The sequence below is a fragment of the Sphingomonas sp. BL-S-29 genome (assembly GCF_055521495.1).
Genome location: NZ_CM145482.1, coordinates 4,247,221 through 4,272,683 on the forward strand (window position 1 = coordinate 4,247,221; position 25,463 = coordinate 4,272,683).

Below are 25,463 nucleotides of genomic sequence, written 5' to 3' on the forward strand. Positions count from 1 at the left end.
GAGGCTTTTCCGGGCCGGCGCGTCGCCAGTGACGTGCGGAGGCGTGGTAGCGGATGAGAGTCGAAACCGGACCGGACGCGAATGCTTTGTGGCGCAAATCGGGCAAGACGCCCCCGCACGGCTCGCGCATCCCCGATCTCACGGTGATCTCGGGCGTGCCCAATCCCCAGCCCAGGCTGGAAGCGGAACGCGACCGGCCGCTGCTCATCAAATATGGCAAGCATCTGCGCGGGTTGTTCGACCGGCTGATTGCCTCCTCCTCGCTCGTCTCGAACGAGCCCGTGCTCGACGTGCGCGATTTCGCCTGGACGGCGCTGCTGCGCGCGCATTGGCGCGAGATCCGCGAGGAAGCGATCGCGGTCGCGCTGCAGGGCGACGCCTCGCCGAGCCTCGCGACCATCTCGCCCGATCACCGCGCGATCGCTGCGGTGAACATGTGGCGGTCCTTTTTCCTCTGGGGGTACAGCTACCCGATCGAGGACAATCTGGCACAGTGCCCGAAGACCGCGAGTATCGTCGCGCAAATCCCGCGGCTCAACAGCGCCTTCTTCTCGATCCTGGCGCCTGGCACGCATATCCCGGCGCATCGCGGCGTGACCAAAGGGCTGATCACCTGCCATCTCGGCCTGATCGTGCCGCGCGACGGCGATGTGCGGATGCGCGTGGACGACCGGGTGGTGCGCTGGGCGGAAGGCGAGACCCTGGTGTTCGACGACACCTATGACCATGAGGTGTGGAACGACACGGCCGGCACGCGCGTGGTGCTGCTGATCCAGTTCGAACGGCCGCTGCGGCGCCCGGGCAAGTGGATCGCCGACGCCTTTCTGAGCATCGTGCGCCGCTCCGCCTTCGTGCAGGAAGCGCGGGACAATATCCACAGCTGGAACGAGGCGGTGAAGCAGCTCGACGTTTGAGGAAGCGGCGACGACCGCCGCCTTTTTCCCGACCAGCCCGTCAGACGATGCGGTTTTCCCGTGCCTTTGCGCGTGCTGCACCGGGATTTTTCGAGTTTCGTTTTTTCTTCCGCTGTTATGTTGGATTTCCGCCGGACAATTTTCGTGCGGCATCAGCGGCTTGGTAGCCGTTTTCCCTGTTACGCCATAACAGCGGAAAAATGCGTCGATATCCGGCGAAACTTTCCCCTATTCGTGGCGGATCGGGGCTGACATTTCCGCTGCTCGAGTCAGCCTTGCGCGCGGTTCGGGTCTTGCGGCGGGGGGATCGTTCATGGCGCGTGCGTGACATTACCCGCCGGAAACTTGAATCGTCCTGCAGTCGGGGAAGTCAGGCCAACGGTCAAAAACTCCTGCGCAGCCGCATCATGAAGAACGGGTCGAGCACCGCCGTCCGCCGCTCGAACCCGGAGATATGCCCCGCGCTCCTCGGCCCGTCGAAGCGAATGCGGTCGCGGCTGCGCTGGCGGAAGGCGATGTTTTCGACCTGGAGGCGCAGCGAGGTGCCCGGGCGCGGCGTCCAGTCCCAATAGATCTTGGCGAGCGGATCGTTCGACGAGCTCTCGGTGCGTATCTCGTTGATGCGGTAGGAGCGTTCTTTCCAGCCGAAGAAGACATCGGCGGTGAACACCGATTTGAGCGCGGGCAGTTCCTTGATCAGCGAGACGTCGCCGCCGGTCGGGCGCTGGTTGGAGATGCGGCGCGTCGCCAGGGTCACCGGATCGGTGACGCGCGACCAGCGCAGCGCGCCGTTGAAGCGGAGTAAAAGGCCCGGCGCGCCGAGGCGGTCGAACGGGAGGGTGAGCGACGCCTTGGCTTCCTGCCTTGTACCGCTACCGATATTGCCGGGCGCGTCGAAGCGGCCGTCAATCGGGACCAGATCGATGGCATTGCTTATCGCGGCGTGGCTGGCGGTGAGAGTCAGCGCGCCTCGCGCCCAGAAATGACGCTCGATCGCGGCCTCGAACACCCAGGCCTGTTCCGGCACCAGATCCGGATTGCCGGCATTGACGGTACCGGTGTCGAGCGAGGCGGTGCTGGCATAATCCTCGAAATCGAGCTGGCTGACGGTGCGTTCGGCGCGCAGCCGCACTTCCCAGTCCTTGAACGGCGCAATCGTCGCGTTCAGCCGGGGCTTCCAGTAGCGCAGGGTGAGCGAGCTGTCGGCATCGCCCTGCTGCGCGATGGTCGAGCTTTCATAGGCAAGGTTCGCCTCGAGCGTGCCTTCCGCCCAGGCCTGCCACCGCGCCGACATCTGCGCCTGGATGCGGCGCTCCTCGACCCGGACATCGGCCGAGGGAAGGATGATCGGCACCCCGCCGCGTTCGAGCGTGTTCTCCGCATCGAGGAAATTGAACGCGCGCTCGACGCTGCCGTCCAGGGTGAGAGTTTCGGCCGGGAGCCAGGTAGCGGCGCCGCGGACGATGGATTCGCCGGCGAGCGCATCCTCGGTCGAAACCTGGATGGGCGACAGACCGGTCGAGGTCGAACTGCTCGTGTCGTGCTCCCGGCTCTCGAGCGCGAGCAGGCGCACCGTGAGCGCATTGCCGAATGTGCGTTCGTAATCGAGGCTGGCGGCGAACTCGTTGCTCTGGAAGTCAGTGATGACGCGTTCGTCGAAGCGGATACCCGCCGTGTCGAAGAGCCTGGAAATGTCCCGCCGGTCCTCATGGCTGAGTTCGCCGCTGAGGCTCAGACGGAAGAAGTTCGGGCCGGTGCGATATTCCGCCGCGCCGTTGCCGGCGAGCAGCCGGCGATCCCATGCCGCCTCGAATGTGCCGAAGCTGGCCGGCGCCCCGTTCCGGTCGCGGCGCATCACATGGCCGGTGCCGGACGCGCCCTGATCCTTCTCGTCGCGCCACTGGATCGCGCCTTCGAGCGACAGGTTGCCGCGGGCGCGCGATCCCTCGATCCGGGCGACGCGCGCGGGTATGTTGTCCCCGTAGAATTTGGTCAGCAGCTCGACCGCGGCGGAGGAGGTGCCCCCTGCCCTGCGGATGACGTTCGCGACGATCGGGCGGCCCTGCATGTCGACGCCCGGCGCGCTGCCGCGGATCACCTCGATGCGCGTCACATCCTCGACCGCGATGCGGCGCAGGATATCGTCGAGCGCGAGCGACTTGGTCGACGGGCGCTGGCCGTCGATCAGGATATTGCCACTCGCGCCCGAAAGGCCGCGCTGGCCAGTGTCGCCGCGTTCATAAGTGAAGCCCGGGATGCGCAGGATCATGTCGAGCGCATTGGTCGGCTGGAACTCAGCGAAGAAGGCCGGCGGCCAGATGGTGACGCGACCGCCGTCAACGGCCTCGGTCACCGGCGCCGCATCGTCCGGCACCGGCGCTTCCTGGGCGCGGAGCGGCGCATCGTCGAGCACGGCGAAGGACAGGCACAGACCAACGATCCAGCGACGCGACAATGCGGTTCCTCCCCCGAGCCCCGACCTTTGCGTGCACGATTTACAGACTGTATGCAAGATTGGGCGGCGATCGAGCGCTCATCAGGCGAAAGGCGTCGCGCCGGCTGCCTCCTCCCCGAGTCGGGCTCGCGGCGCTCGCGCCGTCGGGAATCCGGCGACATTGCGCACGGGATGGGCGTGGCCCTTAGCGGTCCCCCTGAAACGCCTCCCCCCAATAGGAGCAGGTTTCGCCACTGCTGTCGCGGTAGATGCTTACCCGGAAAAGACCGGTGACGACCGGCGACAACCGGCCCCATATCCACAGGCTGAGATTTTCCATCGTAGCCGGCCCGAGATCGTCGATTTCGTCGAGGAACCGGTGGTCGAGCGCATCGCGCGCCTCGGCCACCATGCGCTCCAGCAGGCCGAGATCGGCCACCATGCCGGTAACCGGATCGGCCCGCCCGCGCACGGTGACTTCGGCGCGGTAGCTGTGGCCATGGATCCTGCGGCTGGAGGCGGTTTCGATCGCGCGGTCGAGCGTATGCGCAGCGTCGAAGCGAAACTGCTTGCTGAGCTCGAACATCAGCGGCTTCCGATCCTCTTGGGCGACTGGAGCGAAAGGCGCCACCAGCGGCGCACCGGCATGACGGCGTGCGCGCGCATCGCCGTCAGGCGAGGACGCGCCCGGCCCTCCCGGGGGAGAGAGCCAGGCAGCGCCAGCGATGAGATGCGATCAACCCGGCGAGCGCGTGACGCCGCGAAAGAACGCCCGCTCTTTCGACCGGAGCTCCCCAATGCTGATCGGCACGACCGGGGCCGTTTGTCCGTCCTTGGTATAGTTAGCACCGATTGCGATGCTGTTGGCCAACGGACCGCTGAATTCGGTGATAGGATCCCTTTCGGATTTCGCTGCCGTCGCGGCATTGAGGATCACCCGCGCGAGGGCGGAACGCTCTCCTTCGCCCATGCTTGCGGCAAGAACGTCAAGTCTTTCCGCGAGGGACTCGATGTCCTTGGCGGTGACGGCGTAAAGTTCTGAGTCACTATTTTGCATCGCTTGCCACCTTCATGATAAAAATGTACCAGGACCGCAATATCCGCACCTAAAAATTCTGTCCGGGCCTTCATCATGACTGAGGTATGGATGAAAAGCAAATCGTTCGATTCGACCATTCCTTGAACTGTATCGAATTTATCTCCGATCAGTCATTGACTCTTCGTTATGACTTTAAAGTGGCATTCGTCGTGATGCCATTTGCACTGTCGACTCGGCCATCACTTCAGGCCGGTCTCTTGGGAGAAATCGCCAGAATCGGCGGATTTTCAGTCGACACGCTTCACCTCAACCTTGATCTCGCGCAGATTCTCGGCGTCCCGCGCTATCATCATCTTGCCTGTACACGCGATCCGATGGTCGGCGACTGGCTGTTCTCCCGCGACGCCTTTGGCAGCGCCGCGCCCGATCCGGCCGGCACGATGCTGGAGGATCTCGGCGCGGCCACCCAGGAGACGCTCGACCTGCTGGGGATGACGGCCGACGAGTTGCGCCATGTGCGGGACATCGTCGTGCCCGCCTATCTGGACGGCCTGATCGCCGGGACCAACTGGGCGCGCTATGCCGTCATCGCCTTCACCTCGACCTTCCAGCAGAATGTCGCCTCCTTCGCGCTGGCGCGGCGCCTCAAGACGCTGCATCCCGACATCACCCTGTTGTTCGGCGGCGCCAATTTCGATGGCCCGATGGGTCGGGCGTGGATGGAGGCGGTGCCGCAGATCGACCTGGCGCTGTGCGGCGAATCGGATCGATCCTTTCCCGTGCTGCTCGGCGCGCTGGCGAACGGCACCGATCTCTCGGCGATCCCGGGCCTGTTGTGGCGCGACGGCGACAGCATCGCGTCGGGTCCGCCCGCCATACCGCTCGACCGCATGGACGATCTGCCGGTGCCCGAGTTCGGCGAATATTTCGACCGCGCGCTCGATCTCGGGCTGCTCACCCCGGCATCGATCCGCAGCGTCGACATGCCGTTTGAAAGCTCCCGCGGTTGCTGGTGGGGCGCAAAGGTGACGTGCCGGTTCTGCGGCCTGAACGGCAGCACCATGACCTATCGCGCCAAATCGCCCGACCGCGTGCTCAGCGAGCTCGCGACGCTGGCCGGACGGCACGGCAGCCTCGCCTTCAACGCCACCGACAATATCATGAATGTCGACTATCTGCGCTCGATGATGCAGCCACTCGCCGAGGCGTCGATGGATTACTGGCTGTTCTACGAAGTGAAGGCCGATCTGTCGCGGCAGGACATCCGGCTGCTCCACCATGCCGGGGTGCGCGCGGTGCAGCCCGGCATCGAGTCGCTCAGTTCCCATCTGCTGCACCTGATGCGCAAGGGCACCCGCGCGGTGACCAACGTCAATCTGCTGCGCTGGACCCGCCATTACGGCGTCGACACGCACTGGAACCTGCTGTTCGGCTTTCCCGGCGAAACGGAGCAGGATTATGCCGAGCAACAACAGCTGGCGAAGGGGATCGTCCACCTCTCGCCGCCGGGCGGTTTCCTGCGCATCGGGCTGGAGCGGTTCAGCCCCTATTTCGAACGCCCCGAGCTCTATCCGGTGCGCGGCGGACGCGCGGTGCCGGAGCAGGGTTATGCGCACACCTACCCTGCCACGGTCGATCTCGAGCGCGCCGCCTATCATTTTTCGGGCGAGCTGGAGGGCAGCCTAGCGGATGCCGCCTATGTTCCGCTCGTGCGGTCGCTCGAGGCGTGGAATGCGCGCTGGCAGGCCGGGGAACGGCCGACGCTGACCTTCTGGTGGGCCCCGGGCATCCTGCATGTCGAGGATCGTCGCAGCGCGCTGGCACCTGCCTCCTTCCGCTTCGACGATCCCGCTGCCGCCCTGTACGTCGCCTGCAGCGATGCCCCGGCGACGATCGCGGCCCTGGCGCGCCACTGCGGCATTTCTACCGACGCGGTGTGCGAGATCGTCGATACCTTCGTCGCCGCCGGGCTGGCGATGCGCGACGGCCAGCAAGTGCTCGCGCTGGCATTGCCCGGGAGCCCGGGGCGATGAGCGGCGGCTCAGTCGTGCTTGCTTCCGGCGGGATCGATTCATCGCTGTGCATCGCGCTCGCCGCGCGCTCGGGCGGGCCGGTCCTCGCGCTGGGGATCGATTATGGCCAGCGCAACCAGATCGAGCTCGACCGGCTGGCCGCCGTCACCGCGCGGCTGGGGGTCGAAATGCTGATCGTGAACCTCGACATGGGGGGCTGGTTGAGCGGCGGGCTGATCGGTCGCGACGCGGCGGGGCCCGATCCCGCCGCGACCAATTATGTGCCGGCGCGCAACATCATCCTGCTGTCGATCGCGGCGAGCGTCGCCGAGGCGCGCGGCGCCGACCGCATCTATCTCGGCGCGACCGCGGCGGACTGGCGCCATCCCGACTGCCGCCCGGCCTTTTTCGCGGCCTTTGCGGCCGCGCTGAAACTGGGACAGGATTCCGCGCCGGACCTGCGCACGCCGCTGGCCGGCCTGTCCAAGACGCAGGTGGTGCGCGCGGCCCTGACTTTGGGGGTGCCACTCGAGCTGACCTGGTCGTGCCATATGCCCGGCCCCGTCCCGTGCGGGATCTGCGCGCCCTGCGGCATCCGGCAGGCGACCTTTGCCGAGCTTGGGCTTCCCGCCGAATGAGCGCGCACATCCCCCTGCGCCTGCCCACTGGCGAAGAGATCGACCAGTTCGAACGGGACGGCTTCGTCGTGCTGCGCGCGGTGCTGTCGCCCGAGGCGCTGGCGCCGTTGCGCACCGTCTGCGCCAGGCTGATCCGCGGCCCCGCGGCGCTCGACATCACCGACGAGACGTTACGTGTCGGGCTTCCGCCGCCCGACGCCCTGTTCGGCGCACCCAGCTTTGCCAGCACGCTCGCCGCGCGCGGCCATTTCCGGATGCGGTTCAACACCGCGCGCGACGAACCCGCGGTGCTGGCCTTTGCGCTGGGCGGCGCGATCGGCGCGCTGGTCGCCGCGCTGATGCGGGCAACCCGCGTTCGTTTCGTCGACGACATCCTGTTCGTGAAGGAACCCGGCACCATCGAGCCGACCGAATGGCATGACGATGATCGGGGCAGCGTCGCCACGGGGCCGCAACGCTGCTCGGTGTGGATATCGCTGGCCGATGTGCCGCTCGAAGCCGGGCCGGTGCAGTATCTGCGCGGCTCGCACCGCAAGCATCGTGGCTGGCGCGACCGCGGACTCTCCGCCGACGCGCTCGCGGCGGGAGCGCCGCATGATATCCTGACCTGCCCGATCGCGTGCGGCGACATCGCGGTTCACGATCTCGACACGCTCCATGCCGCCGGCCCCAATCGCAGCGCATCGACGCGCGAGACCTGGTCGTTCCGTTACGCCGGGGAGAAGGCCCACTTTCTCCTGCGCGACACGCGGCGCGAAGCGCGCAGCTATTACGGCCTGCCCGATGGGGCGCCGCTGTCCGGCCCACGCTTCGCCATCGCCTGGCCGGTTCCGACGGAGGCACAGACATGACCGGACTCGCTCCGTTGCGCCCCGTGACGCCTGCCGAAATCCAGGCCTTCGAGCGCGACGGCTATGTCATCCTGCGCGACGTCCTGTCGCCGAACTGGCTCGCCCCGCTGGTCGGCGCGTGCGAGCGACTGCTCGCCCGGTCCGAAGCGCTCGACGTGACCGAGGAGGCCATTGCGCTGGCCGTGCCGACCACCCCCGACGAGCTGTTCGGCGCCCCGCGGTTTCAGGAGGAAATGGAGCGGCGTGGGCATTTCTACGTCTATTTCAATTCCGCCCGGCAAGATCCGACCGTTCGCGACTTCGCGGTGCGGGGCGCGGTGGGTGCGCTGGCGGCCGGACTGATGCGATCGACCACCGCGCGCTTCGTCGACGATATCCTGTTCGTGAAGGAAGCCGGCGCCCGCGAGGCGACCGAATGGCATGACGACGATGGCGGCGGCGTGATGATGGGAGACCGCAAATGCTCGCTCTGGGTGTCGCTCGGCGATGTCAGCGATGCCGGCGCGCCGCTCGAATTCATCTCCGGTTCGCACCGGTCGCATCAGGGCTGGCGGGCGCGCGGCGAGCAGGCTGGCGATATCGCGATCGCCGACGCCGCCAGCATCGTGCGCTGCCCGATCCGCTGCGGCGACGTCATCGCGCATCACCCGGCGACGATCCATGGCAGCGGGGGCAATGAAAGCGCGGTGCCGCGCCGTTCCTGGGCATTGCGTTTTGCCGGCGACGGCGTGCGTTTCAACCTGCCCGAAGTACGCGAAGATGAGCGCGGATGGTATAACCTGCAAACCGGCGACCTGCTCGACGGGCCACGCTTTCCGGTTGCGTGGCCAAGACCCTGACGCAACGCGCCACGCCCATCATCCCTGATCTGGCGGATAGATGCGGTGAAGGGATTTCGCGACGGGACGCGACGAAAATCGGCGGGCATCCACCATTCCCGTCGCGCGTTAAGCCTGGAGCAATCATCCCGGTGCCATGAAAGCCGTCCGGGACAACGAGTTGCATGTTTATGGCGTTGCGCCGGCTTGCCTTGTGTCCATCCCTGAGTCGCGCGGGCGCGCTCGCGGCGCTGGCGCTGCTGATCGGCGGGGGCGCGCCGCCCGATCGCGCGGCTCGACAAGTGGCGCTGCTCAACCGGATAAGCTGGGGCGCGTCTCGCTGTTCCATCGCGGCGCTGGACGGGCATGGCGCTTCCGCGCTGATCGACGCGCAACTGCGTATGCCGGCCAACGCCCCCCTGCCCGTCGCCGCTCAGGCGCAGATCGACGCGATGGAGATCAGCGGCACGCCGATGGCGACGCTGGTGGTGAATCTCGACGCGGAAAACCGTGCCGCGCGGGCGCTGACCGATCCGGATCAGAAAAAGGCGGCAATCGCCGCCTATAACAAACACATCCAGGGCCTGGAAACTCAGGCAGCGACCCGATCGATCCTGCGCGACCTCTATTCCCCGGCCCAGCTCCGCGAGCAGATGACCTGGTTCTGGTTCAATCAGTTCAACGTCCAGGCGGCGAAGGCCGACATCCGCGCCATGGTGGGCGATTATGAGGACCAGGCGATCCGAGTCCACGCGCTTGGCCGGTATCGCGATCTGCTGGAAGCGACGCTGCGCCATCCGGCGATGCTGCGCTATCTCGACAACAGCCAGAACAGCGCCGGCCATATCAACGAGAATTACGCGCGCGAGATCATGGAACTGCACTCGATGGGAGTGGGTTCGGGCTATACCCAGAAGGATGTGCAAGAACTGGCGCGGATCCTGACCGGCGTAGGCGTCGACCTGAAGCCCGATCCGCCCAAGCTGAAGCCGACCCTGCAGCCGCTGCTGATCCGCGAGGGGCTGTTCGAATTCAATCCGGCCCGGCACGATTTCGGCGACAAGATGTTCCTGGGCCAGAAGATCAAGGGGTCGGGGTTCGCCGAGGTGGAACAGGCGCTCGACCTGATCGCCGCCTCGCCCGCGACGGCCCGTCGCATCTCGGAGCGGCTGGCGATCTTTTTCGTCGGCGACGCCCCGCCCGCGGCGCTGGTCGACCGGATGGCCGCGACCTTCCGGCGCAGCCATGGCGATATCGCCGCGGTATTGCGTACTCTGTTCCGGTCGCGCGAATTCGACGCGTCGCTGGGCAAGGCGTTCAAGGACCCGATCCATTATGCGGTGTCGGCGGTACGCCTGGTGCATGACGACCGGGTGATCGCCAATAGCGCGCCGATCCTCGGCTGGCTCCGGCGCATGGGCGAAGGCCTGTATGCGCGCGAGACGCCGGACGGCTATCCGCTGACTTCCGCCGCCTGGATCGGGCCCGGCCAGCTCAGCGTCCGCTTCGAGATCGCCCGGCAGATCGGCGGTAGCCCTGCCGGGCTGTTCAACGCTCCCGTGGCCGGCGCGACCGATCAGCCGGCATTCCCGCGCCTCCAGAACGCGTTGCAGGTCAAGGGTCTGCACGATCGCCTGTCCGCGCCGACGCGGACCGCGCTGGATCAGGCCGCGTCGCCCAACGAGTGGAACAGCCTGTTCCTGTCATCCCCCGAATTCATGCGCCGCTGAGGCCGGAGAAATGCCATGATCGACCGCCGCACCCTGCTCAAGACCGTCGCGATCGCCACGCCGCTGGTGCTGGCCGGACGCGCCTTCGCCGCGCCGCAGGCGGCAGGCGCGCGGATGCTGGTCGTGTTCCTGCGCGGCGCCTATGACGCGGCGAACATCATCGCGCCGACCGGCAGCGATTTCTATGCGGCCGCCAGGCCGACGCTGGCGCTGAAGAAGCCCGATCCGGCCAATCCCGACGCGGCGTTGCCGCTCGACACCGACTGGAGCCTGCATCCTGCGCTGAAGGATTCGATCCTGCCGCTATGGGACAAGAAGCAGATCGCGTTCGTCCCCTTTGCCGGCACCGACGATATGAGCCGGAGCCATTTCGAGACTCAGGACACGATCGAGCTGGGCCAGCCGATCGGCGGCTCGCGCAATTATCAGTCGGGTTTCATGGCGCGCCTGGCGGACGTGATCGGCACCGATGCCGCGGCGGGCAACCGGCCGATCGCCTTTACCGACCAGATGCCGCTGATCTTTCGCGGCGGCGGCGGCTCGATTCCGAATATCGCGCTGAACGGCGTGGGCAGGCCCGGGATCGATCCGCGGCAGGCCCAGCTGATCGAGGCGATGTACAAGGGCCAGCGTCTCGGCACCAGCGATCTGGGCGGATCGGTGGCGCAGGGGTTCAGGGTGCGCGACACCGTATACAAGTCGATCGCCCAGGAGATGATGGCGGCCAATCGCGGCGCGGTGAGCCCCAAGGGCTTCGAGCTTTCGGCGCGCCGGATCGGACGACTGATGCGCGACCAGTTCAACCTTGCCTTTGTCGATGTCGGCGGGTGGGACACCCATGTGAACCAGGGTGCCGCGCAGGGTTACCTCGCGGCGCGGATCGGCGAGCTGGGGCGCGGCCTGGCCGGATTCGCCGACGAGATCGGGCCGGAGGCGTGGTCGAGCACGATCGTGCTGGTCGTCTCCGAATTCGGCCGCACCTTCCGCGAAAACGGCGACAGGGGCACCGATCATGGCCATGGCAGCGTCTATTGGGTGATGGGCGGCGGGGTGGCCGGCGGGCGGATCGTCGGCCCGCAGGTGAAAATCGCGCCGGAGACGCTCAACCAGGGCCGGGACCTCCCCGTGCTGACCGATTATCGCGCGCTGACCGGCGGATTGCTGGCGCGGCACTACGGGCTGGATGCCGCGCGGCTGCAGACGATCTTCCCGGACACTGCGCCAGTGGATCTGCGGATCGTATGATCGCCCCGTCCCGGATGGATCGGGGATGATTGCGAGAACAAGGGTTTCCATATCGATCCTTGATCCCGCGGCGCTGTCGGCCCACATGCGACCCATGCTGATCGAGACCGAGACCACGCCGAACCCGGCGACCATCAAGTTCCTCCCCGGCCGCACGGTCATGGAGGCGGGTACCCGCGACTTCGCGACACCGGAGGAAGCCGAGGCCTCGCCGCTGGCCAACGCGCTGTTCGGGCTGGGCGACGTGACCGGCGTGTTCTTCGGGCGCGATTTCATCTCGGTTACTGCGGCGCCCGGCGTGGAGTGGGAAGGGCTGAAGCCGGACGTCCTCGGCCTGCTGCTCGATCATTTTAGCGCGAACATGCCGCTGTTCCGCCCCGGCAATGCCGGCGAGATCGCGGTTCCCGCCGCGGACGAGATGTTCGCCGAGGATCCGGAAGACGCGGACATCGTCATTCAGATCAAGGACCTGATCGAAACGCGCATCCGCCCGGCGGTGGCGAATGATGGCGGGGACATCGTCTATCGCGGCTTCGACAAGGGCAAGGTCTATCTGCAAATGCAGGGCGCCTGTTCGGGCTGCCCCTCGTCGAGCGCGACCCTGAAGAACGGGATCGAGCAGCTGCTCAAATATTACGTTCCCGAGGTCACCGAAGTCCGGGCGATCTGATCGCCTTTTCTTTTCGAGGAATTCTGCATGAGCGAGAAGCTGTCCGACGCGGCGCTCGACACGATCTTTCGTGCCGCGCGTACCTATAACGGCTATACCGACGAGCCAGTCGGCGAAGCCGAGCTGCGGGCGATCTGGGACCTGATGAAATGGGGCCCGACCTCGGCCAATCAGCTGCCCGCGCGGCTCGTGTGGTGCGTGAGCGACGAGGCCAAGGCGAAGCTCGCCGCCTGCGCCAGCGCGCAGAACGCCCCGAAGATCCTCGCCGCGCCGGTGACGGTGATCCTGGGCATGGATACCAATTTCCACGAGAATCTGCCCGAGCTGTTCCCGCACAACCAGACCGCGAAGAGCTGGTTCGACGGCAATAGCGAGCTGCGCGAGGTCTCGGCGCTGCGCAACTCGACCTTGCAGGGTGCCTATTTCATCATCGCGGCCCGCGCGCTGGGGCTCGATACCGGGCCGATGTCGGGCTTCGACAATGGCAAGGTCGATGCGGCGTTCTTCGCCGACACACCGGCGGTGCGGTCCAACTTCATCTCGACCTTGGGGCATGGCGACCCCGCAACGATCTTCGATCGGCTGCCGCGGCCCGAGTTCGAGCGGTTCAACATCATTGCCTGAGACGAGCCGGATCCTCGTCATCGAAACGGCCACCGCCGCCTGCTCGGTCGCATTGATCGAAGGTGGGATCGAGGCGGGCGTGGTGATCGAGGCGCGACATGAAGTGGTCGGGCGCGGCCATGCCGAGCGGCTGGTGCCGATGATCGCCGAACTGCCCGGCGGCGGCCGGGCCCCGCGTATCCTGGTCGATTGCGGCCCGGGCAGTTTCACCGGCGTGCGCGTCGGCATCGCCGCGGCGCGCGGACTGGCGCTGGGCTGGGGCGCCGAAGCGTTCGGCTATTCCTCGCTGCCGCTGGTCGCCGCGGCCGGTTTCGCGCAGAATCCGGGCTGGTCGAGCCTTGCCGTCGTGCTGGAAGGCGGGCATGGCGAGGTCTTCATGCAGGCTTTCGATGTCCAGCTCGCTCCCCTATCCGCGCTCGCCTCGCTCAAGCCGGAGGTGGCGCTCGTGGCGCTCGGCGAGCGACCGGCGATCGGCAATGGGGTACGTTTCCTCAAGACCCTGGACGACCGCCTGCCGTTGACCGAGGCACTGCCGCGCGCCGCCGATGCGGTGCTGCTGCCGGCGCCCCTTGCCACCCTGCCGCCCCGCCCGATCTACGGCCGGGCGCCTGACGCGAAGCCGCTCGCGCCGGCGCCATGAGCACGACCCTGAACATGATCGAATTGCGTTCCGGCAGCGTCGCCGATCTCACCCCGGTCGATCAGATCATGCAGGACGCGTTCGATCCGCGGTTTGGGGAGGCATGGACCCGCAACCAGTGCCTCGGCATCCTCGCCATGCCGGGCGTGTGGCTGACCATCGCGGCGGTCGATGGCACGCCGGCCGGCTTCGCCCTGTCGCGGATCGTCGCCGACGAGGCCGAATTGCTGCTGCTCGCGACCGCTCCGGCGATGCGACGCCGCGGCGTGGCCGCCGCTTTACTGCGTTCCGTCATTGCCGATGCCATAGGTTCCGGCGCCGTTACTCTCCATCTGGAAGTCCGTGAGGGCAATGACGCGATCAAGCTGTATCGCGGTACAGGTTTCGTTAAGGTTGGCGAGCGCCGTAACTATTATCGGGGTACCTCGGGTCAGGCATTTCACGCCTATACCTATCGTCGCAACCTTCCCTGAAAACGGTTCAATTCGCAATTGTTACTTGCACGTGGCGATCCAAAGTAGGATAGCGCGCGCCACGGTTGCGAATTCAATGCAAGCGAATAATGGGTCGAAAGGAATATAATGGATACGCAGAGCGAACTGCAGGAAACCTTGATAACGCTGACCGCGGATATTGTCGCAGCACATGTCAGCAACAATAGCGTGGCCGTTTCGGACCTGCCGGTGCTGATCGCCAACGTACATGGTGCGCTCGCAGGCCTTGGCGGCGCTGCGCCGGTGCCGGAAGTGAAGCAGGAACCTGCGGTTTCGGTGCGTTCCTCGATCAAGCCGGACTTTATCGTCTGCCTTGAGGACGGCAAGAAACTCAAGATGTTGAAGCGCCACCTGATGACGCATTATCAGATGACGCCCGAACAGTACCGCGCCAAGTGGAACCTGCCGGCCGACTATCCGATGGTCGCCCCCAACTATGCCGAACAGCGCCGCACCCTGGCGAAGAAGATCGGCCTGGGCACGAAGCGCCGCAAGACGACGCGCTGACCGGCCATCAGCTTCAGGAGTCCCCCGACCCTTCCCCCCGACGGGAAGGGGGGCTTCGGCTTATTGCGAGTCGGTCGCCCTTTATCAATAAGCCCAAAGAGACTACATGCGGGCCATGGCACGCAAGATAGATCTCGAAGCCCTGTGCAATGAAAAGGGCCTGCGGATTACCGACCAGCGCCGCGTCATCGCGCGGGTATTGTCCGAAGCCGAGGACCATCCCGATGTCGAAAAGGTCTATGCCCGCGCATCGGCGATCGACCCCGGCATCTCGATCGCGACCGTCTACCGCACGGTGCGCCTGTTCGAGGAAGCCGGCATCCTCGACCGTCATGATTTCGGCGATGGCCGTTCGCGCTACGAGCCTGCCCCTGAATCGCATCACGATCACCTGATCGACGTCGAGACCGGCAAGGTGATCGAGTTCGTCGATCCCGAGCTTGAGCAGCTGCAAAAGGCGATCGCCGAACGACTGGGGTTCCGCCTCGTCGACCATCGCATGGAACTGTACGGCGTCGCTCTCGACCGCAAGTCCTGATCCTTGTCCAGCGCCGACCTGAGGCGTGCCGAGGCAGCGGCAGGCAGACCCACCCCGATCGACGCGCTGGGCTGGACCCGGATCGCCCTGCGCGCCGCGGGGCTGATCCTCGGGCTGCTGGTCACCGTGCCGCTCCATTATCTGTGGCGCCTGCTCCGCATCGGATCGCCCTGGCCGCGGATCTTCCTCGCCTGGGCCGGCCGCATCTCCGGGGCGCGGGTCGAGCGGGTCGGCGTGCCGCTCAAGCGCGACGTCTTCTATATCTCCAACCATCTGAGCTGGATCGATATCCTGGCGATCGCCGGGCAGAGCGGCACTGCCTTCGTCGCCAAGGAAGAGATCCGCGAGGCACCGGTGGTGGGCTGGCTCTCGACGCTCAACCGCACCGTCTATGTGAAGCGCGAAAACCGCATGGGCGTGGCCGAGCAGATCAACCAGCTGCGCGATGCGCTGTCCGACAACTGGTCGGTCACGGTGTTTCCGGAAGGGACGACGACCGACGGCAAGTCGCTGCTGCCGTTCAAGACGCCGATGCTGCGGGTGCTCGAACCGCCGCCGCCGGGCGTGCTCGTCCAGCCGGTATTGCTCGATTACGGCGCGGTGGGCGAGGAAGTCGGGTGGATCGGCCTCGAGGCCGGTATCGACAATGCCAAGCGCCTGTTGTCCAGGCGGGGCTCCTTCCGGATGAAGGTGCATTTCCTGGAGCCGTTCCATCCACGCGACTTTCCCGGGCGCAAGGCGATCGCGGCGGAGAGCCGACGGCGGATCGAGGAAGCGCTGATGGCGTCGCTGGGCCATCCGCTTCGGCCGTTCGCTTACGCGGTCGACGCGGTGCGCTATGAGGCGCCGGCTCCTCCCCTTCCGGCAGATGGTGGAGGGGGCGAGCCGCTGGCATAGCAGGCGCGGAAGCCCCCTCCACCGCGCGAGCGCGGTCCCCCCCCCCGGTTCCGGGGAGGATTTGCGGCACCGCCTGCCTCGGCCTATAGGCGCCGCATCATGAAACCCTCCCCCAAGACCTTCCACGTCAAGTCGTTCGGCTGCCAGATGAACATGTATGACGGCGACCGGATGAGCGAGCTCATGGCCGCCGACGGGATGACCGCGACCGACGATGCCAATGCCGCCGACCTGATCGTGCTCAATACCTGCCATATCCGGGAAAGGGCGACCGAGAAGGTCTATTCCGACATCGGCCGCCTGCGGAAGCACGGCCGGACGCCGATGATCGCCGTCGCGGGCTGCGTCGCGCAGGCCGAAGGCGCGGAGATCGTGCGCCGGGCGAAGGTGGACGTGGTGGTCGGCCCGCAGGCCTATCACAACCTGCCCGAACTGGTGGCGAAGGCCGCGCGGGGCGAAGCCGCGCTCGACACCGACATGCCGGTCGAGACCAAGTTCGGCCATTTGCCCGCCCGCCGCCGCGTGCCGCCATCGGCGTTCCTGACGGTGCAGGAAGGGTGCGACAAATTCTGCACCTATTGCGTGGTGCCCTATACCCGCGGCGCGGAGGTAAGCCGGCCCTGGGCCGCGATCGTCGACGAGGCGAAGGCGCTGGTCGATGCCGGCGCGCGCGAGATCACGCTGCTGGGGCAGAATGTGAATGCATGGGAAGGCGAGGACGCGGCCGGCCGCACCGGCGGGCTGGACGCGCTGGCGCGCGAACTCGACCGGATCGAGGGGCTGGCGCGCATCCGCTACACCACCAGCCATCCCAACGACATGACTCAGGGCCTGATCGACGCGCACCGCGACGTGGCGAAGCTGATGCCGTTCCTGCATCTGCCGGTGCAGGCGGGCAGCGACCGCATCCTCAAGGCAATGAACCGCAGCCACAGCCGCGATTCCTATCTGCGCATTCTCGACCGCGTCCGCGCGGCGCGGCCTGACATCGCGCTGTCGGGCGACTTCATCGTCGGTTTCCCGGGGGAGACCGAGGCCGATTTCGCGGAGACACTGAGCCTGGTCGACGCCGTCGGCTATGCCCAGGCGTTCAGCTTCAAATACAGCCCCCGCCCCGGCACGCCCGCAGCCGACATGGGCGAGCAGATTCCGGCCGAGGTGATGGACGAACGGCTGCAGCGGCTGCAGGCAGCGATCAACCGCGACCAGGAGGCGTTTAACAAGGCGACCGTCGGCCGGACCTGCGAGATATTGCTGGAACGCAAGGGCAAGCTGCCGGGCCAGCTGATCGGCAAGAGCCCGTGGCTGCAATCGGTGCACCTCGTGTCTGGTGGGGCGATCGGGGATATGGTCGAGGTGGAGATCGAGGCGGCTTGGCCGAATTCGGTGTCGGGTGTCGAGCGGGTGCAGGTCGAGGCATGACTTACTCCCTCCCTACAAGGGAGGGCTGGGGTGGGTCAGCGGCGAGCGGGGCTCGATGCCCCGATCGTCGCTTCTGTCGGAACGTTCGGAGAGCTCGCTGCGCTCGCCACCCACCCCCGGCCCCTCCCCTGCAGGGAGGGGAGAGCTTCGTTGCCGAAAGATCGGCAGTGTTGCCCGTTTTCCTCTGTGCACCGCGCGTGCGCTCTGCCAAACTCGCGGGCGGATGCAGCTGACTCGCCCCTCCCCCGGAACACCGCACCGCGCGGTCCGTTCGGGTGAGTCGCCTCCTTTCCTCCCGCCTGAAGGAACCGCATGAGCCGCAAGCCTGTCCAAGCCCAGTCCGGTGATCGCAGCCGTGCCGAGATCGTGTTCGACAAGCCCCAACTCATGCCGCAGCTGTTTGGGGAGTTCGACAAGAACCTGTTGCAGCTGGAGAGCCGGCTTGGCGTGTACATCACGGCAAGGGGCAATCGCGTCGGCCTGGAAGGCACAGCAGAGTCGGTCGCGGAGGCGCGGGATGTGTTGCAAGGCTTGTACAATCGCATCGTGCGCGGCGAACGAGTCGATCAGGGTCTGGTCGAGGCAGTGATCACCATGTCCGCCGAGCCGACGCTCGAAGGCATCGTCCGCGCCGATGTCGGCGGGCCCCAGATCATGATCCGCACGCGCAAGAAGACGATCGTGCCGCGGACCATCGCACAGGCGCATTACATGCGCGAACTGCTCAACAACGACATCATCTTCGCGCTCGGGCCAGCGGGCACCGGCAAGACCTATATCGCGGTGGCGCAGGCCGTCGCGCAGCTGATCACCGGCAGCGTGCAGCGGCTGATCCTGTCGCGGCCGGCGGTGGAGGCGGGCGAGAAGCTCGGCTTCCTGCCGGGCGACATGAAGGAGAAGGTCGATCCCTATCTCCGCCCCTTGTACGACGCGCTGAACGATTGCCTGCCGGCGGAACAGGTCGAGCGGCGCATCCTGTCGGGCGAGATCGAGATCGCGCCGATCGCCTTCATGCGCGGGCGGACGCTGGCCGATGCCTTCATCATCCTGGATGAAGCGCAGAACACCACGCCGGCGCAGATGAAGATGTTCCTGACCCGCTTCGGCGAGAACAGCCGCATGGTGGTGTGCGGCGATCCCAAGCAGACCGATTTGCCCGGCGGCATGGCGGCGTCGGGGCTGAACGACGCGGTCGGTCGGCTGGAGGGAGTCGAGGGACTGTCGATCTGCCGGTTCGGGTCGGGCGACGTGGTACGGCATCCGATCGTCGGGCGGATCGTCGAGGCATATGAGGGTGTGGATGCATAACAAGCTTGCTTTATCCCGACGTGTGCTGACCGCAAATACGGCGCAGGTGCGGAAGCTTGAATCGCTGAGGGCGACCCAGCAGCATCTTGGGAATACCAGCAAAGGCTGGATGATCGACGACGCTGAAGTGATTGCCCTCGCTGCGGAACTCGCCACTAGGCTCGACACCTCCAAAAGGGCCGTCATCAAGTTGGCGCTATTATCATCTGAAGGTCGGGATACGTGACCGAGATGTTCATCTCCTCCCTCCCGTTCGCCCTGAGCTTGTCGAAGGGCTGCTCTTTCTTCGGCGCAAAGGGGAGAACAGTGCTTCGACAAGCTCAGCACGAACGGGGAATATGGCCCTGTGCTTGAAACAGCCATCTCCATCGAATCGCCCTGGCCGGAGGCCACCGACTGGCAAGCGCTTGCCCTGCGCGCCGCGTCCGCGGCGATGGAGCGGACCGAGCATGGCGAGATGCTGACCGCGCCGGCGCTGGTCGAGATCTCGGTGCGGCTTACCACCGATGAGGAAGTACAGACGCTCAACGCGCAGTACCGGCAGAAGGACAAGCCGACCAATGTGCTGAGCTTTCCGATGGTGCAGGCCGATCTGCTCGAGACGATCGACCAGAATTCGGACGATGGCGAAGTGCTGCTCGGCGATATCGTGCTGGCGTACGGCGTGTGCGCGAGCGAGGCGGCCGAGAAGAATATCCCGATCGAGGATCATGCGACTCATTTGATCGTGCATGGCACACTGCATTTACTCGGCTATGATCATATGGAAGATCATGAGGCCGAGGCGATGGAGCGGATCGAGACCGAAGCGCTCGCTTCTCTCGGGCTCGAAGACCCCTATCTGATACGCGAGGACTGACACACTAATATGCCCGAAGGCGACAGTAGCAGCGGCACCGGACGAGACGCGGACGGCGCCGGAACCCAGGAAGGCAGCATATGGCGCTCCTTCCGCTCCTTCATCTTTGGCGGTCCGGGGGATGATTCGCTCCGCGCGCAGCTCGAAGAAGCGATCGACGCGCATGAGGACGAGCCCGGACCCGACGCGGCCGGCGACCTGTCCCCGCTCGAGCGCCAGATGGTGCGCAACCTGCTGCATTTCGGCGAGCGCGACGCAGGCGATGTCGGCGTGCCGCGCGCGGACATCGTCGCGGTGGAGGAGAAGACCAGCTTCGACGCCCTGATCAAGCTGTTCGCGGAGGCGGGGCACAGCCGGTTGCCGGTGTACCGCGAGAAGCTCGATACGATCATCGGCATGATTCATCTGAAGGACGTGTTCAACATCCTGGCGACCGGCGCCGAGCACCCGGCGACCCTGGAGGGGCTGATCCGCGAGCCGCTGTACGTGCCGATGTCGCGCGGGGCGCTCGATCTGCTGGCCGATATGCGGCAGAAGCGGGTGCATCTCGCCATCGTGCTCGACGAATATTTCGGGACCGAGGGGCTCGTCACGATCGAGGACCTGATCGAGGAGATCACCGGCGACATTGAGGACGAGCATGACGACGCGCCCGAGGCGCTGCTGATCCCACTCGATGGCGGCGCGTGGGAAGCCGATGCGCGCGCCGAGCTGGAGGATGTCGCGGAGACGATCGGCACCGAGCTGGAGGTAGACGGCGACATCGACACGATCGGCGGGCTCGCCGCGGTGCTGGCCGGGCATGTGCCCCAGGCGGGCGAATGCATCCAGCATGACAGCGGCTGGACGATCGAAGTGATCGAGGCCGAGCCGACCCGGGTGGAACGGGTGCGGCTGCACCCGCCCAAGGCGCGGCCGGAGGGCGACGAGGGCTGAACGACGGGCGGTTGCGCTCTGCCTTGCGCCTCCCCCACCCCCGTTCGCCCTGAGCCTGTCGAAGGGCTGTTCTTTCTTCCGCCGAAGGGAAGAACAGTGCTTCGACAAGCTCAGCACGAACGGAGAGGAGTGTTTCCAGCAAGCCAGGTTTTCCTCTACGAACGCCCCGCCTGCCCCAACAAGGACCCCCGCATGTCGCCCCAAGACCTTGCCGCTTACGCCACGCGCGTGCTCGACGATGCGACGATCCCGCAGCTGCCAAAGCACTATCGCGGCAAGGTGCGCGACAATTACGATCTGGCGGACGGGCGCCGGGTGATCGTCGCGAGCGACCGGCTGAGCGCGTTCGACCGGATCCTCTGCGCGGTGCCGTTCAAGGGGCAGATCCTGACTCAAACGGCGCGCTTCTGGTTCGAGCAGACCGCCGATATCTGCGCCAACCATGTGCTCGGCTATCCCGACCCCAATGTGTTGCTGTGCCGCCGGCTCGACATCCTGCCGGTGGAGATCGTGGTGCGCGGCTATCTCGCGGGGACGACGGGCACCTCGATCCTGACGCTGTACAGGTCGGGCCAGCGCAGCATGTACGGCATGACCCTGCCCGACGGGATGCGCGACAATCAGGCCCTGCCCGAGCCTGTCATCACCCCGACCAGCAAGGAATTCGACGGCGGGCATGACGCGCCGCTGACCCCGGCCGAGATTCTCGAACACAAGCTGCTCACCCCCGCGCAATGGGAGGAGATCAGCGCCACCGCGCTTGCCTTGTTCGCACGCGGCCAGACGATGGCGGCCGAGCGCGGGCTGATCCTGGCCGACACCAAATACGAGTTCGGCGTCGACCCCGACGGCAAGATCATCCTGGCGGACGAGATCCACACGCCAGACAGCAGCCGCTACTGGAAGCAGGCAAGCTATGCGGAGCGGTTCGCGGCCGGAGAGCGGCCGGAGAGCTTCGACAAGGACTTCATCCGCGCCTGGGTGGCGGCGCGGTGCGACCCCTATGTCGACCCGATCCCGGCGATTCCGCAGGAGCTCGTGCTGGGCACCTCGGCGATCTATGCCGAGGCGTTCGAGACGATCACGGGCGAGGCGTTCGAGCCCGATCTTACGGGGGCGACGGTGCTGGAGCGGATTACCGGGCGGCTGGCACCGTTGTTCGAGGAGTAACCGGGTCGGGGCAACGTGCCCGGTCAAGGCATCGGTCTAGTTATACTGCACGGTAACGGTCACGCTGCCACTATAACTTTCCGCCGGCGTGGCGGCGGACAGGTTGAAGCTGCCGCCGACCTGGAGCGGCAAGGTGGCGGCCGCGCCGAGCGCGCCGCTGAGCACCTGCGCGCCGCTCACGGTCGGATTGGTGGTCACGGTAATGCTGCCGGTCGCTCCGGTCATGGTAAAACTCGGCACCGATACCGAGACGCTCTGCCCGCCTTCCCCACTGATGATGAAGGCCCCCGCGGCGGATGCAGACGAGCCGAGCGCCTTCACGCCGATGCCCGATACGGTGACCGCGCCGGTGGCCGGGGCGAGGCTGACGGTCCCGGCCCCGCTCGAAGGCTTGCTGATCCGCCCAAAGGCCAGGTTCTGCGACGCCGTGATGGCCAGCGCGCGGAATATGCGCGCCTGGACCAAGCCCGCCAAAACGCTTGCCTGACCAGCGCCATTCGTGCGCGAGACGGTCACGACGAAGGCGGCCGTGGCCAGCCCCGTCGCGGCGGCTGTGTCGTTCCCCTGAACCGGTAGATCGAAACCGACCCAGAATGTCCTGGTCTCACCGCGGCCAAGCGGATCGATGGTGAAGGAAATCGAACTGCCGCTCCCGGGTGGCGTGACGATCACGGCGGTTGCGCCCGATGTCGACACCGTGAAATTCTGCAGCGCCGCCGCGCGACCCGTAGGGGCACTCGTCGTCGTGATCGTCACCAGCACGTCATTGTCGTCGCACTTCTTCGAATTGTTGCATTCGACGGTGACGAGCGACCGAACCGCCGCGGTCGAGAGCCTGGTCCCGGCGCCGGAGATCCGCGAGACCGTGCCGCTCGCCGGATCGGTCCGCAGGAGGGTCTGACCGCCGGCGGCCGCTGCGACGTTACCGAAATCAGCCGTCGATATCGAGGCAACGGTGACCTTCTGCGCGCTGGCCGGGTCGGCGCAGGCAATGGCGGCATACAGCGCGACAATGGCCCAGAAGAGGAGACGGATCATCGTTGCGCACTCCGGTTGAAGAGGATTTCGCCCTCGGCGACGAGGGTTCGTCCATCGGTGCCGACCATGACCTTGACCGGCGCTGCGAGGCTCATTGCGAGGCGCTCGGCCTGATCCGGATCCAGCTCGATCCGGTAGGTGCCGGGCTTCACCGCATCGAACACCGCCGAGCCGTCGAATTCCGTGACGCCCGATATGGCCGCCCCCGAGACGGGGACCAGACGGATACGCACCGCGGAAAGACCGGTCATGCTGCGGTCCTTCTGTCGAAAACCGAGGCGGACGACGAGTTCGGAGCTGGGCACCATCGGGTAGAGGATCCGGGCGACATCCCCGGCCCTCGGGGTAAAGGCGATGCCCTGCGGCGGCGAGCTGACGAACACCGTGTCGGCACCGGACGTGTCGGCGCGCAGCATGGCGCCGGCCCCGTCGCCCAACCCCGTCACGAAGGCGCGGCCATGGGCGTCGGTCGTTACCGGGCGGCCCGCGCCCTGCAGCACGACGCCGGCGACGGGCGCCTCGCCCGGATCCGGGAGGCCGTTGGCGTTGGCGTCGACAAAGGCGACCAGCGCCGCGCTGCCGCCATTGGCTGGACCGGGCGCCGTCGCGCGATAGTGCCGGCCGAACGGATCATAGACCAGGCCGAAATTGAGCTGCAACGCAACCCGCCAGCGCCGTTGGCCGGTCGCGTAATCCGCCCCAAGGGTCGCGTCCGCGAAAGGCAAATGCGCCGAGAGCCCAGCCTGCAGCGTCGTGCCGCCGCCCCGCCCGAAGACCCGCGTCGCACCCCAACGCAAACTATACCGATCATCGATGGCCCGGTCGGCGGTCAACCCCAGGTCGCGCAGCGTGAGGCTTGGCCTGATCTCGTAGTCGGCGCTGGCGCGCAATTGCCATCGGTAGTTGACGAAACGCGAGGCGGCGACGGTTCCGCTGAACTGGTCCGCCTTGAAACCCGGGCCCGTGCGGCGTGTGTAATCATTGGCCACCGCTACCAGCGTATTGGCGACGCTCAGGGTCGTGCGGCCCCGCGCGGAAAAACTGGTACCGCCGTCCGCGAACCGGGCATGGTCGAACCGGCCCGAAAAGGGCAGCCGAGCGCCGCCCGGCAAAGGCAGGGAGACATCGAAAACCAGCTCGCTGTAGCGCCGGAGCGGCCGGGACACGTCCCAGATGGCATTGGCCTCGTCTGCGAAGACCCCGGAATATTCGACGTGCCGGGCGACGAGGTTGAGACCTCCGACACGCCCGGCGGCAGCCAGCGACGCGGCGACGCCCCCTGCGATGTCCTTCGCCGCATCGGCCTGCACCGACATGCCGAGGAGCGACGTCCGGACACCTCCGGCGACCACGTCGTGCCGGCGGCCGGACATATCCGTATAACGCGACAGGCCGGCGCTGAGCGTCAATCCCGCGGTAAGGCCATGAGCGAGGCTGAGCACCGCGCGCATTGAACCACGGTCGCGCTCGCCAGGCAGGACATCGTCGCTCGACAGCGGAAGGACCGGCCGGTCCTGGACGACGATGCCGGCGTCGATCACGGTTTGTCCCGCAGCGAGCTGACCGCCCCCGACATTGATCACACGGGTCTGTTCGGCGCGCTCCCCCCGGGGGCCATAAAGCACGATGCGGATGATGTTGCGGCCGCGCACCAGCGGCACATCCGTGAAATCGTAACGACCCTGAGTCTTCACGCCCTGCTCGCCATTGCGCAGCACGTCATTGACATAGAGCTCCACATCATAGCCGATCGGCAATTCGCCGCGCAGGTCGATACGCTGGAAGACGCTGGTATCCCCGATCCGCGCGGTGGACAGCGTGATGCCAGCGCCGCCGGTGCTGCGCGGACCGAGCGCCTGCGCGGGCGTGTAGACATCGCCGGCGGCGACGAAGCTCGCGTGCAGCGGGCCGAGGAGATCGCCGTCGATCGATCGCCGCTCGGCCCGCAGGCGCGCCGTCGAGAGATGTCCTAGATCGTCGGTCGCGACATAGCCGGTGACACTGGCGCGCGCCATGTCGAGCGCGATCCTTCCTTCCAGCCGCGTAATCGGCCGCGCGCGACCGCTATCGTTGCCCAGTTCCAGCCCGATATCGAAGGCGGGGCGACCGAGCCAGCGATAGGGCGTGGCGACGCGCAGCACCTGATCGGCCGGATCGGGCGGGCCGGAAAGGCCGGCCATGCGCTGCGCCCGTTCGCGCCGGGACTGGAACGGCAGCTTTTCAGTGGCAGTCAGGACCAGCACCAGATCCTCCGGCGACGAGATTATGGTAATGGGAAGCAGCCGCTGAACCAGCGACGCTCTGAGGTAGATGTCGGTACCCGTTACCTTGACGTCCGCCGGGCCGATGGCGATGACGCCGCTGCCGAGCCGGGCCGTCCCCGCCGACAGGTCGATCGTGAGCGCGCGCTGGCTTTCGCCCAGCCGCCCGGTCACGAGCCCGGTGTCGGGATGTACCTCAAGCGGAAGATCGAGCAGACGGGACAGCTCGCCCAATGGAATCAACGGGTCCGCAGGATCGCCATAGGCAGTCAGCGCATCCGTCAGAGTTGCATGGTCGATCTGCACAGCAAAGAGCAGCAACTGATCGGACAGGACCGACGCGTCTACGAGTTGCGCGGGCGCAACCCAGCCGTCTCCTGACGGGCCGGGCGCGGCCACCAGGAGGGCAAATGCCACA

Annotated in this window: 25 protein-coding genes; 20 read left to right on the forward strand and 5 right to left on the reverse strand. The window is 66.4% G+C overall.

The genetic code is table 11. The features are described 5' to 3' along the window. The first annotated feature begins 53 nt into the window (after nucleotides 1–53). A complete protein-coding gene (locus ACZ1I2_RS20150; RefSeq protein ID WP_465172401.1) occupies nucleotides 54–914 on the forward strand; it encodes an aspartyl/asparaginyl beta-hydroxylase domain-containing protein in 861 nt (286 codons plus the stop codon). A gap of 382 nt (nucleotides 915–1,296) precedes the next feature. Here the strand turns inward: ACZ1I2_RS20150 and ACZ1I2_RS20155 are convergent, their stop codons facing one another. From ACZ1I2_RS20155 to ACZ1I2_RS20165, 3 genes are all read right to left on the reverse strand, one after another. Continuing rightward, nucleotides 1,297–3,369 carry a TonB-dependent receptor plug domain-containing protein gene (locus tag ACZ1I2_RS20155; protein WP_465176068.1) on the reverse strand — a complete coding sequence of 691 codons (2,073 nt, stop codon included), beginning with the start codon at nucleotides 3,367–3,369 and terminating at the stop codon, nucleotides 1,297–1,299. Between the two features lie 184 nt (nucleotides 3,370–3,553). Continuing rightward, a complete protein-coding gene (locus tag ACZ1I2_RS20160; RefSeq protein WP_465176067.1) occupies nucleotides 3,554–3,934 on the reverse strand; it encodes a 6-carboxytetrahydropterin synthase in 381 nt (126 codons plus the stop codon). 150 nt (nucleotides 3,935–4,084) lie between these two features. Then, entirely contained in the window at nucleotides 4,085–4,405 is a 321-nt protein-coding gene (locus tag ACZ1I2_RS20165) for a hypothetical protein (RefSeq protein ID WP_465172398.1), read from the reverse strand. A gap of 239 nt (nucleotides 4,406–4,644) precedes the next feature. On the opposite strand from ACZ1I2_RS20165, the gene ACZ1I2_RS20170 reads away from it, so the two are divergent. From ACZ1I2_RS20170 to ACZ1I2_RS20260, 19 genes are all read left to right on the forward strand, one after another. Continuing rightward, nucleotides 4,645–6,420 carry a RiPP maturation radical SAM C-methyltransferase gene (locus ACZ1I2_RS20170; protein WP_465181510.1) on the forward strand — a complete coding sequence of 592 codons (1,776 nt, stop codon included), beginning with the start codon at nucleotides 4,645–4,647 and terminating at the stop codon, nucleotides 6,418–6,420. Further along, nucleotides 6,417–7,037 carry a 7-cyano-7-deazaguanine synthase gene (locus ACZ1I2_RS20175; protein WP_465176065.1) on the forward strand — a complete coding sequence of 207 codons (621 nt, stop codon included), beginning with the start codon at nucleotides 6,417–6,419 and terminating at the stop codon, nucleotides 7,035–7,037. The genes ACZ1I2_RS20170 and ACZ1I2_RS20175 overlap by 4 nt, the downstream gene beginning before the upstream one ends. Further along, on the forward strand, nucleotides 7,034–7,888 hold the full coding sequence (locus ACZ1I2_RS20180; protein WP_465172395.1) for a phytanoyl-CoA dioxygenase family protein: 855 nt from the start codon (nucleotides 7,034–7,036) through the stop codon (nucleotides 7,886–7,888). Before ACZ1I2_RS20175 ends, ACZ1I2_RS20180 begins: the two co-directional genes overlap by 4 nt. After that, the gene (locus ACZ1I2_RS20185) at nucleotides 7,885–8,727 is read left to right on the forward strand and encodes a phytanoyl-CoA dioxygenase family protein (RefSeq protein ID WP_465172394.1); all 843 of its coding nucleotides are present in this window, start codon (nucleotides 7,885–7,887) and stop codon (nucleotides 8,725–8,727) included. The genes ACZ1I2_RS20180 and ACZ1I2_RS20185 overlap by 4 nt, the downstream gene beginning before the upstream one ends. Nucleotides 8,728–8,897: 170 nt before the next feature. Next, on the forward strand, nucleotides 8,898–10,436 hold the full coding sequence (locus ACZ1I2_RS20190) for a DUF1800 domain-containing protein (protein WP_465181511.1): 1,539 nt from the start codon (nucleotides 8,898–8,900) through the stop codon (nucleotides 10,434–10,436). Nucleotides 10,437–10,451: 15 nt separating this feature from the next. Continuing rightward, on the forward strand, nucleotides 10,452–11,681 hold the full coding sequence (locus ACZ1I2_RS20195) for a DUF1501 domain-containing protein (RefSeq protein WP_465172392.1): 1,230 nt from the start codon (nucleotides 10,452–10,454) through the stop codon (nucleotides 11,679–11,681). Between the two features lie 94 nt (nucleotides 11,682–11,775). Next, nucleotides 11,776–12,351: a NifU family protein gene (locus ACZ1I2_RS20200; RefSeq protein WP_465173885.1), complete on the forward strand. Its 576-nt coding sequence runs from the start codon at nucleotides 11,776–11,778 to the stop codon at nucleotides 12,349–12,351. A 27-nt stretch (nucleotides 12,352–12,378) separates the two neighbouring features. Next, complete coding sequence (locus ACZ1I2_RS20205) at nucleotides 12,379–12,975, forward strand: malonic semialdehyde reductase (protein ID WP_465172391.1); 597 nt, start codon at nucleotides 12,379–12,381, stop codon at nucleotides 12,973–12,975. After that, the gene (gene tsaB / locus ACZ1I2_RS20210; protein ID WP_465176063.1) at nucleotides 12,968–13,615 is read left to right on the forward strand and encodes a tRNA (adenosine(37)-N6)-threonylcarbamoyltransferase complex dimerization subunit type 1 TsaB; all 648 of its coding nucleotides are present in this window, start codon (nucleotides 12,968–12,970) and stop codon (nucleotides 13,613–13,615) included. Before ACZ1I2_RS20205 ends, tsaB begins: the two co-directional genes overlap by 8 nt. Beyond that, the gene (locus tag ACZ1I2_RS20215; protein WP_465172389.1) at nucleotides 13,612–14,088 is read left to right on the forward strand and encodes a GNAT family N-acetyltransferase; all 477 of its coding nucleotides are present in this window, start codon (nucleotides 13,612–13,614) and stop codon (nucleotides 14,086–14,088) included. Before tsaB ends, ACZ1I2_RS20215 begins: the two co-directional genes overlap by 4 nt. A 108-nt stretch (nucleotides 14,089–14,196) precedes the next feature. Continuing rightward, nucleotides 14,197–14,616: a Ros/MucR family transcriptional regulator gene (locus ACZ1I2_RS20220; RefSeq protein ID WP_465172388.1), complete on the forward strand. Its 420-nt coding sequence runs from the start codon at nucleotides 14,197–14,199 to the stop codon at nucleotides 14,614–14,616. A 115-nt stretch (nucleotides 14,617–14,731) separates the two neighbouring features. Beyond that, on the forward strand, nucleotides 14,732–15,154 hold the full coding sequence (locus tag ACZ1I2_RS20225) for a Fur family transcriptional regulator (protein WP_372853105.1): 423 nt from the start codon (nucleotides 14,732–14,734) through the stop codon (nucleotides 15,152–15,154). Nucleotides 15,155–15,157: 3 nt separating this feature from the next. Continuing rightward, complete coding sequence (locus ACZ1I2_RS20230) at nucleotides 15,158–16,051, forward strand: lysophospholipid acyltransferase family protein (protein WP_465176062.1); 894 nt, start codon at nucleotides 15,158–15,160, stop codon at nucleotides 16,049–16,051. A gap of 99 nt (nucleotides 16,052–16,150) precedes the next feature. Continuing rightward, a complete protein-coding gene (gene miaB, locus ACZ1I2_RS20235) occupies nucleotides 16,151–17,473 on the forward strand; it encodes a tRNA (N6-isopentenyl adenosine(37)-C2)-methylthiotransferase MiaB (protein WP_465172385.1) in 1,323 nt (440 codons plus the stop codon). Nucleotides 17,474–17,785: 312 nt separating this feature from the next. Further along, entirely contained in the window at nucleotides 17,786–18,781 is a 996-nt protein-coding gene (locus tag ACZ1I2_RS20240) for a PhoH family protein (protein WP_465172384.1), read from the forward strand. Then, nucleotides 18,774–19,007 (forward strand): hypothetical protein, encoded by a 234-nt coding sequence (locus tag ACZ1I2_RS20245; RefSeq protein WP_465172383.1) that lies wholly within the window; start codon nucleotides 18,774–18,776, stop codon nucleotides 19,005–19,007. The genes ACZ1I2_RS20240 and ACZ1I2_RS20245 overlap by 8 nt, the downstream gene beginning before the upstream one ends. A 120-nt stretch (nucleotides 19,008–19,127) precedes the next feature. Continuing rightward, complete coding sequence (gene ybeY, locus ACZ1I2_RS20250; protein WP_465172382.1) at nucleotides 19,128–19,640, forward strand: rRNA maturation RNase YbeY; 513 nt, start codon at nucleotides 19,128–19,130, stop codon at nucleotides 19,638–19,640. Between the two features lie 9 nt (nucleotides 19,641–19,649). Further along, nucleotides 19,650–20,576 (forward strand): hemolysin family protein, encoded by a 927-nt coding sequence (locus tag ACZ1I2_RS20255; protein WP_465172381.1) that lies wholly within the window; start codon nucleotides 19,650–19,652, stop codon nucleotides 20,574–20,576. 192 nt (nucleotides 20,577–20,768) lie between these two features. Next, entirely contained in the window at nucleotides 20,769–21,746 is a 978-nt protein-coding gene (locus ACZ1I2_RS20260) for a phosphoribosylaminoimidazolesuccinocarboxamide synthase (RefSeq protein ID WP_465172380.1), read from the forward strand. A gap of 36 nt (nucleotides 21,747–21,782) precedes the next feature. On the opposite strand, the gene ACZ1I2_RS20265 is transcribed toward ACZ1I2_RS20260, so the two are convergent. Both ACZ1I2_RS20265 and ACZ1I2_RS20270 read right to left on the reverse strand, forming a co-directional pair. Then, a complete protein-coding gene (locus ACZ1I2_RS20265) occupies nucleotides 21,783–22,784 on the reverse strand; it encodes a DUF4402 domain-containing protein (RefSeq protein WP_465172379.1) in 1,002 nt (333 codons plus the stop codon). Next, a complete protein-coding gene (locus ACZ1I2_RS20270; protein ID WP_465176061.1) occupies nucleotides 22,781–25,462 on the reverse strand; it encodes a hypothetical protein in 2,682 nt (893 codons plus the stop codon). Before ACZ1I2_RS20270 ends, ACZ1I2_RS20265 begins: the two co-directional genes overlap by 4 nt. Between the last annotated feature and the right edge of the window lies 1 nt (nucleotide 25,463).

Coding starts and splice junctions, on each gene's coding strand:
- ACZ1I2_RS20150 (WP_465172401.1), top strand. CDS start 54: ATGAGAGTCGAAACCGGACCGGACGCGAATGCTTTGTGGCGCAAATCG.
- ACZ1I2_RS20160 (WP_465176067.1), bottom strand. CDS start 3,934: ATGTTCGAGCTCAGCAAGCAGTTTCGCTTCGACGCTGCGCATACGCTC.
- ACZ1I2_RS20165 (WP_465172398.1), bottom strand. CDS start 4,405: ATGCAAAATAGTGACTCAGAACTTTACGCCGTCACCGCCAAGGACATC.
- ACZ1I2_RS20175 (WP_465176065.1), top strand. CDS start 6,417: ATGAGCGGCGGCTCAGTCGTGCTTGCTTCCGGCGGGATCGATTCATCG.
- ACZ1I2_RS20180 (WP_465172395.1), top strand. CDS start 7,034: ATGAGCGCGCACATCCCCCTGCGCCTGCCCACTGGCGAAGAGATCGAC.
- ACZ1I2_RS20185 (WP_465172394.1), top strand. CDS start 7,885: ATGACCGGACTCGCTCCGTTGCGCCCCGTGACGCCTGCCGAAATCCAG.
- ACZ1I2_RS20190 (WP_465181511.1), top strand. CDS start 8,898: ATGGCGTTGCGCCGGCTTGCCTTGTGTCCATCCCTGAGTCGCGCGGGC.
- ACZ1I2_RS20195 (WP_465172392.1), top strand. CDS start 10,452: ATGATCGACCGCCGCACCCTGCTCAAGACCGTCGCGATCGCCACGCCG.
- ACZ1I2_RS20200 (WP_465173885.1), top strand. CDS start 11,776: ATGCTGATCGAGACCGAGACCACGCCGAACCCGGCGACCATCAAGTTC.
- ACZ1I2_RS20205 (WP_465172391.1), top strand. CDS start 12,379: ATGAGCGAGAAGCTGTCCGACGCGGCGCTCGACACGATCTTTCGTGCC.
- ACZ1I2_RS20215 (WP_465172389.1), top strand. CDS start 13,612: ATGAGCACGACCCTGAACATGATCGAATTGCGTTCCGGCAGCGTCGCC.
- ACZ1I2_RS20220 (WP_465172388.1), top strand. CDS start 14,197: ATGGATACGCAGAGCGAACTGCAGGAAACCTTGATAACGCTGACCGCG.
- ACZ1I2_RS20225 (WP_372853105.1), top strand. CDS start 14,732: ATGGCACGCAAGATAGATCTCGAAGCCCTGTGCAATGAAAAGGGCCTG.
- miaB (WP_465172385.1), top strand. CDS start 16,151: ATGAAACCCTCCCCCAAGACCTTCCACGTCAAGTCGTTCGGCTGCCAG.
- ACZ1I2_RS20240 (WP_465172384.1), top strand. CDS start 17,786: ATGAGCCGCAAGCCTGTCCAAGCCCAGTCCGGTGATCGCAGCCGTGCC.
- ACZ1I2_RS20245 (WP_465172383.1), top strand. CDS start 18,774: ATGCATAACAAGCTTGCTTTATCCCGACGTGTGCTGACCGCAAATACG.
- ACZ1I2_RS20255 (WP_465172381.1), top strand. CDS start 19,650: ATGCCCGAAGGCGACAGTAGCAGCGGCACCGGACGAGACGCGGACGGC.
- ACZ1I2_RS20260 (WP_465172380.1), top strand. CDS start 20,769: ATGTCGCCCCAAGACCTTGCCGCTTACGCCACGCGCGTGCTCGACGAT.
- ACZ1I2_RS20265 (WP_465172379.1), bottom strand. CDS start 22,784: ATGATCCGTCTCCTCTTCTGGGCCATTGTCGCGCTGTATGCCGCCATT.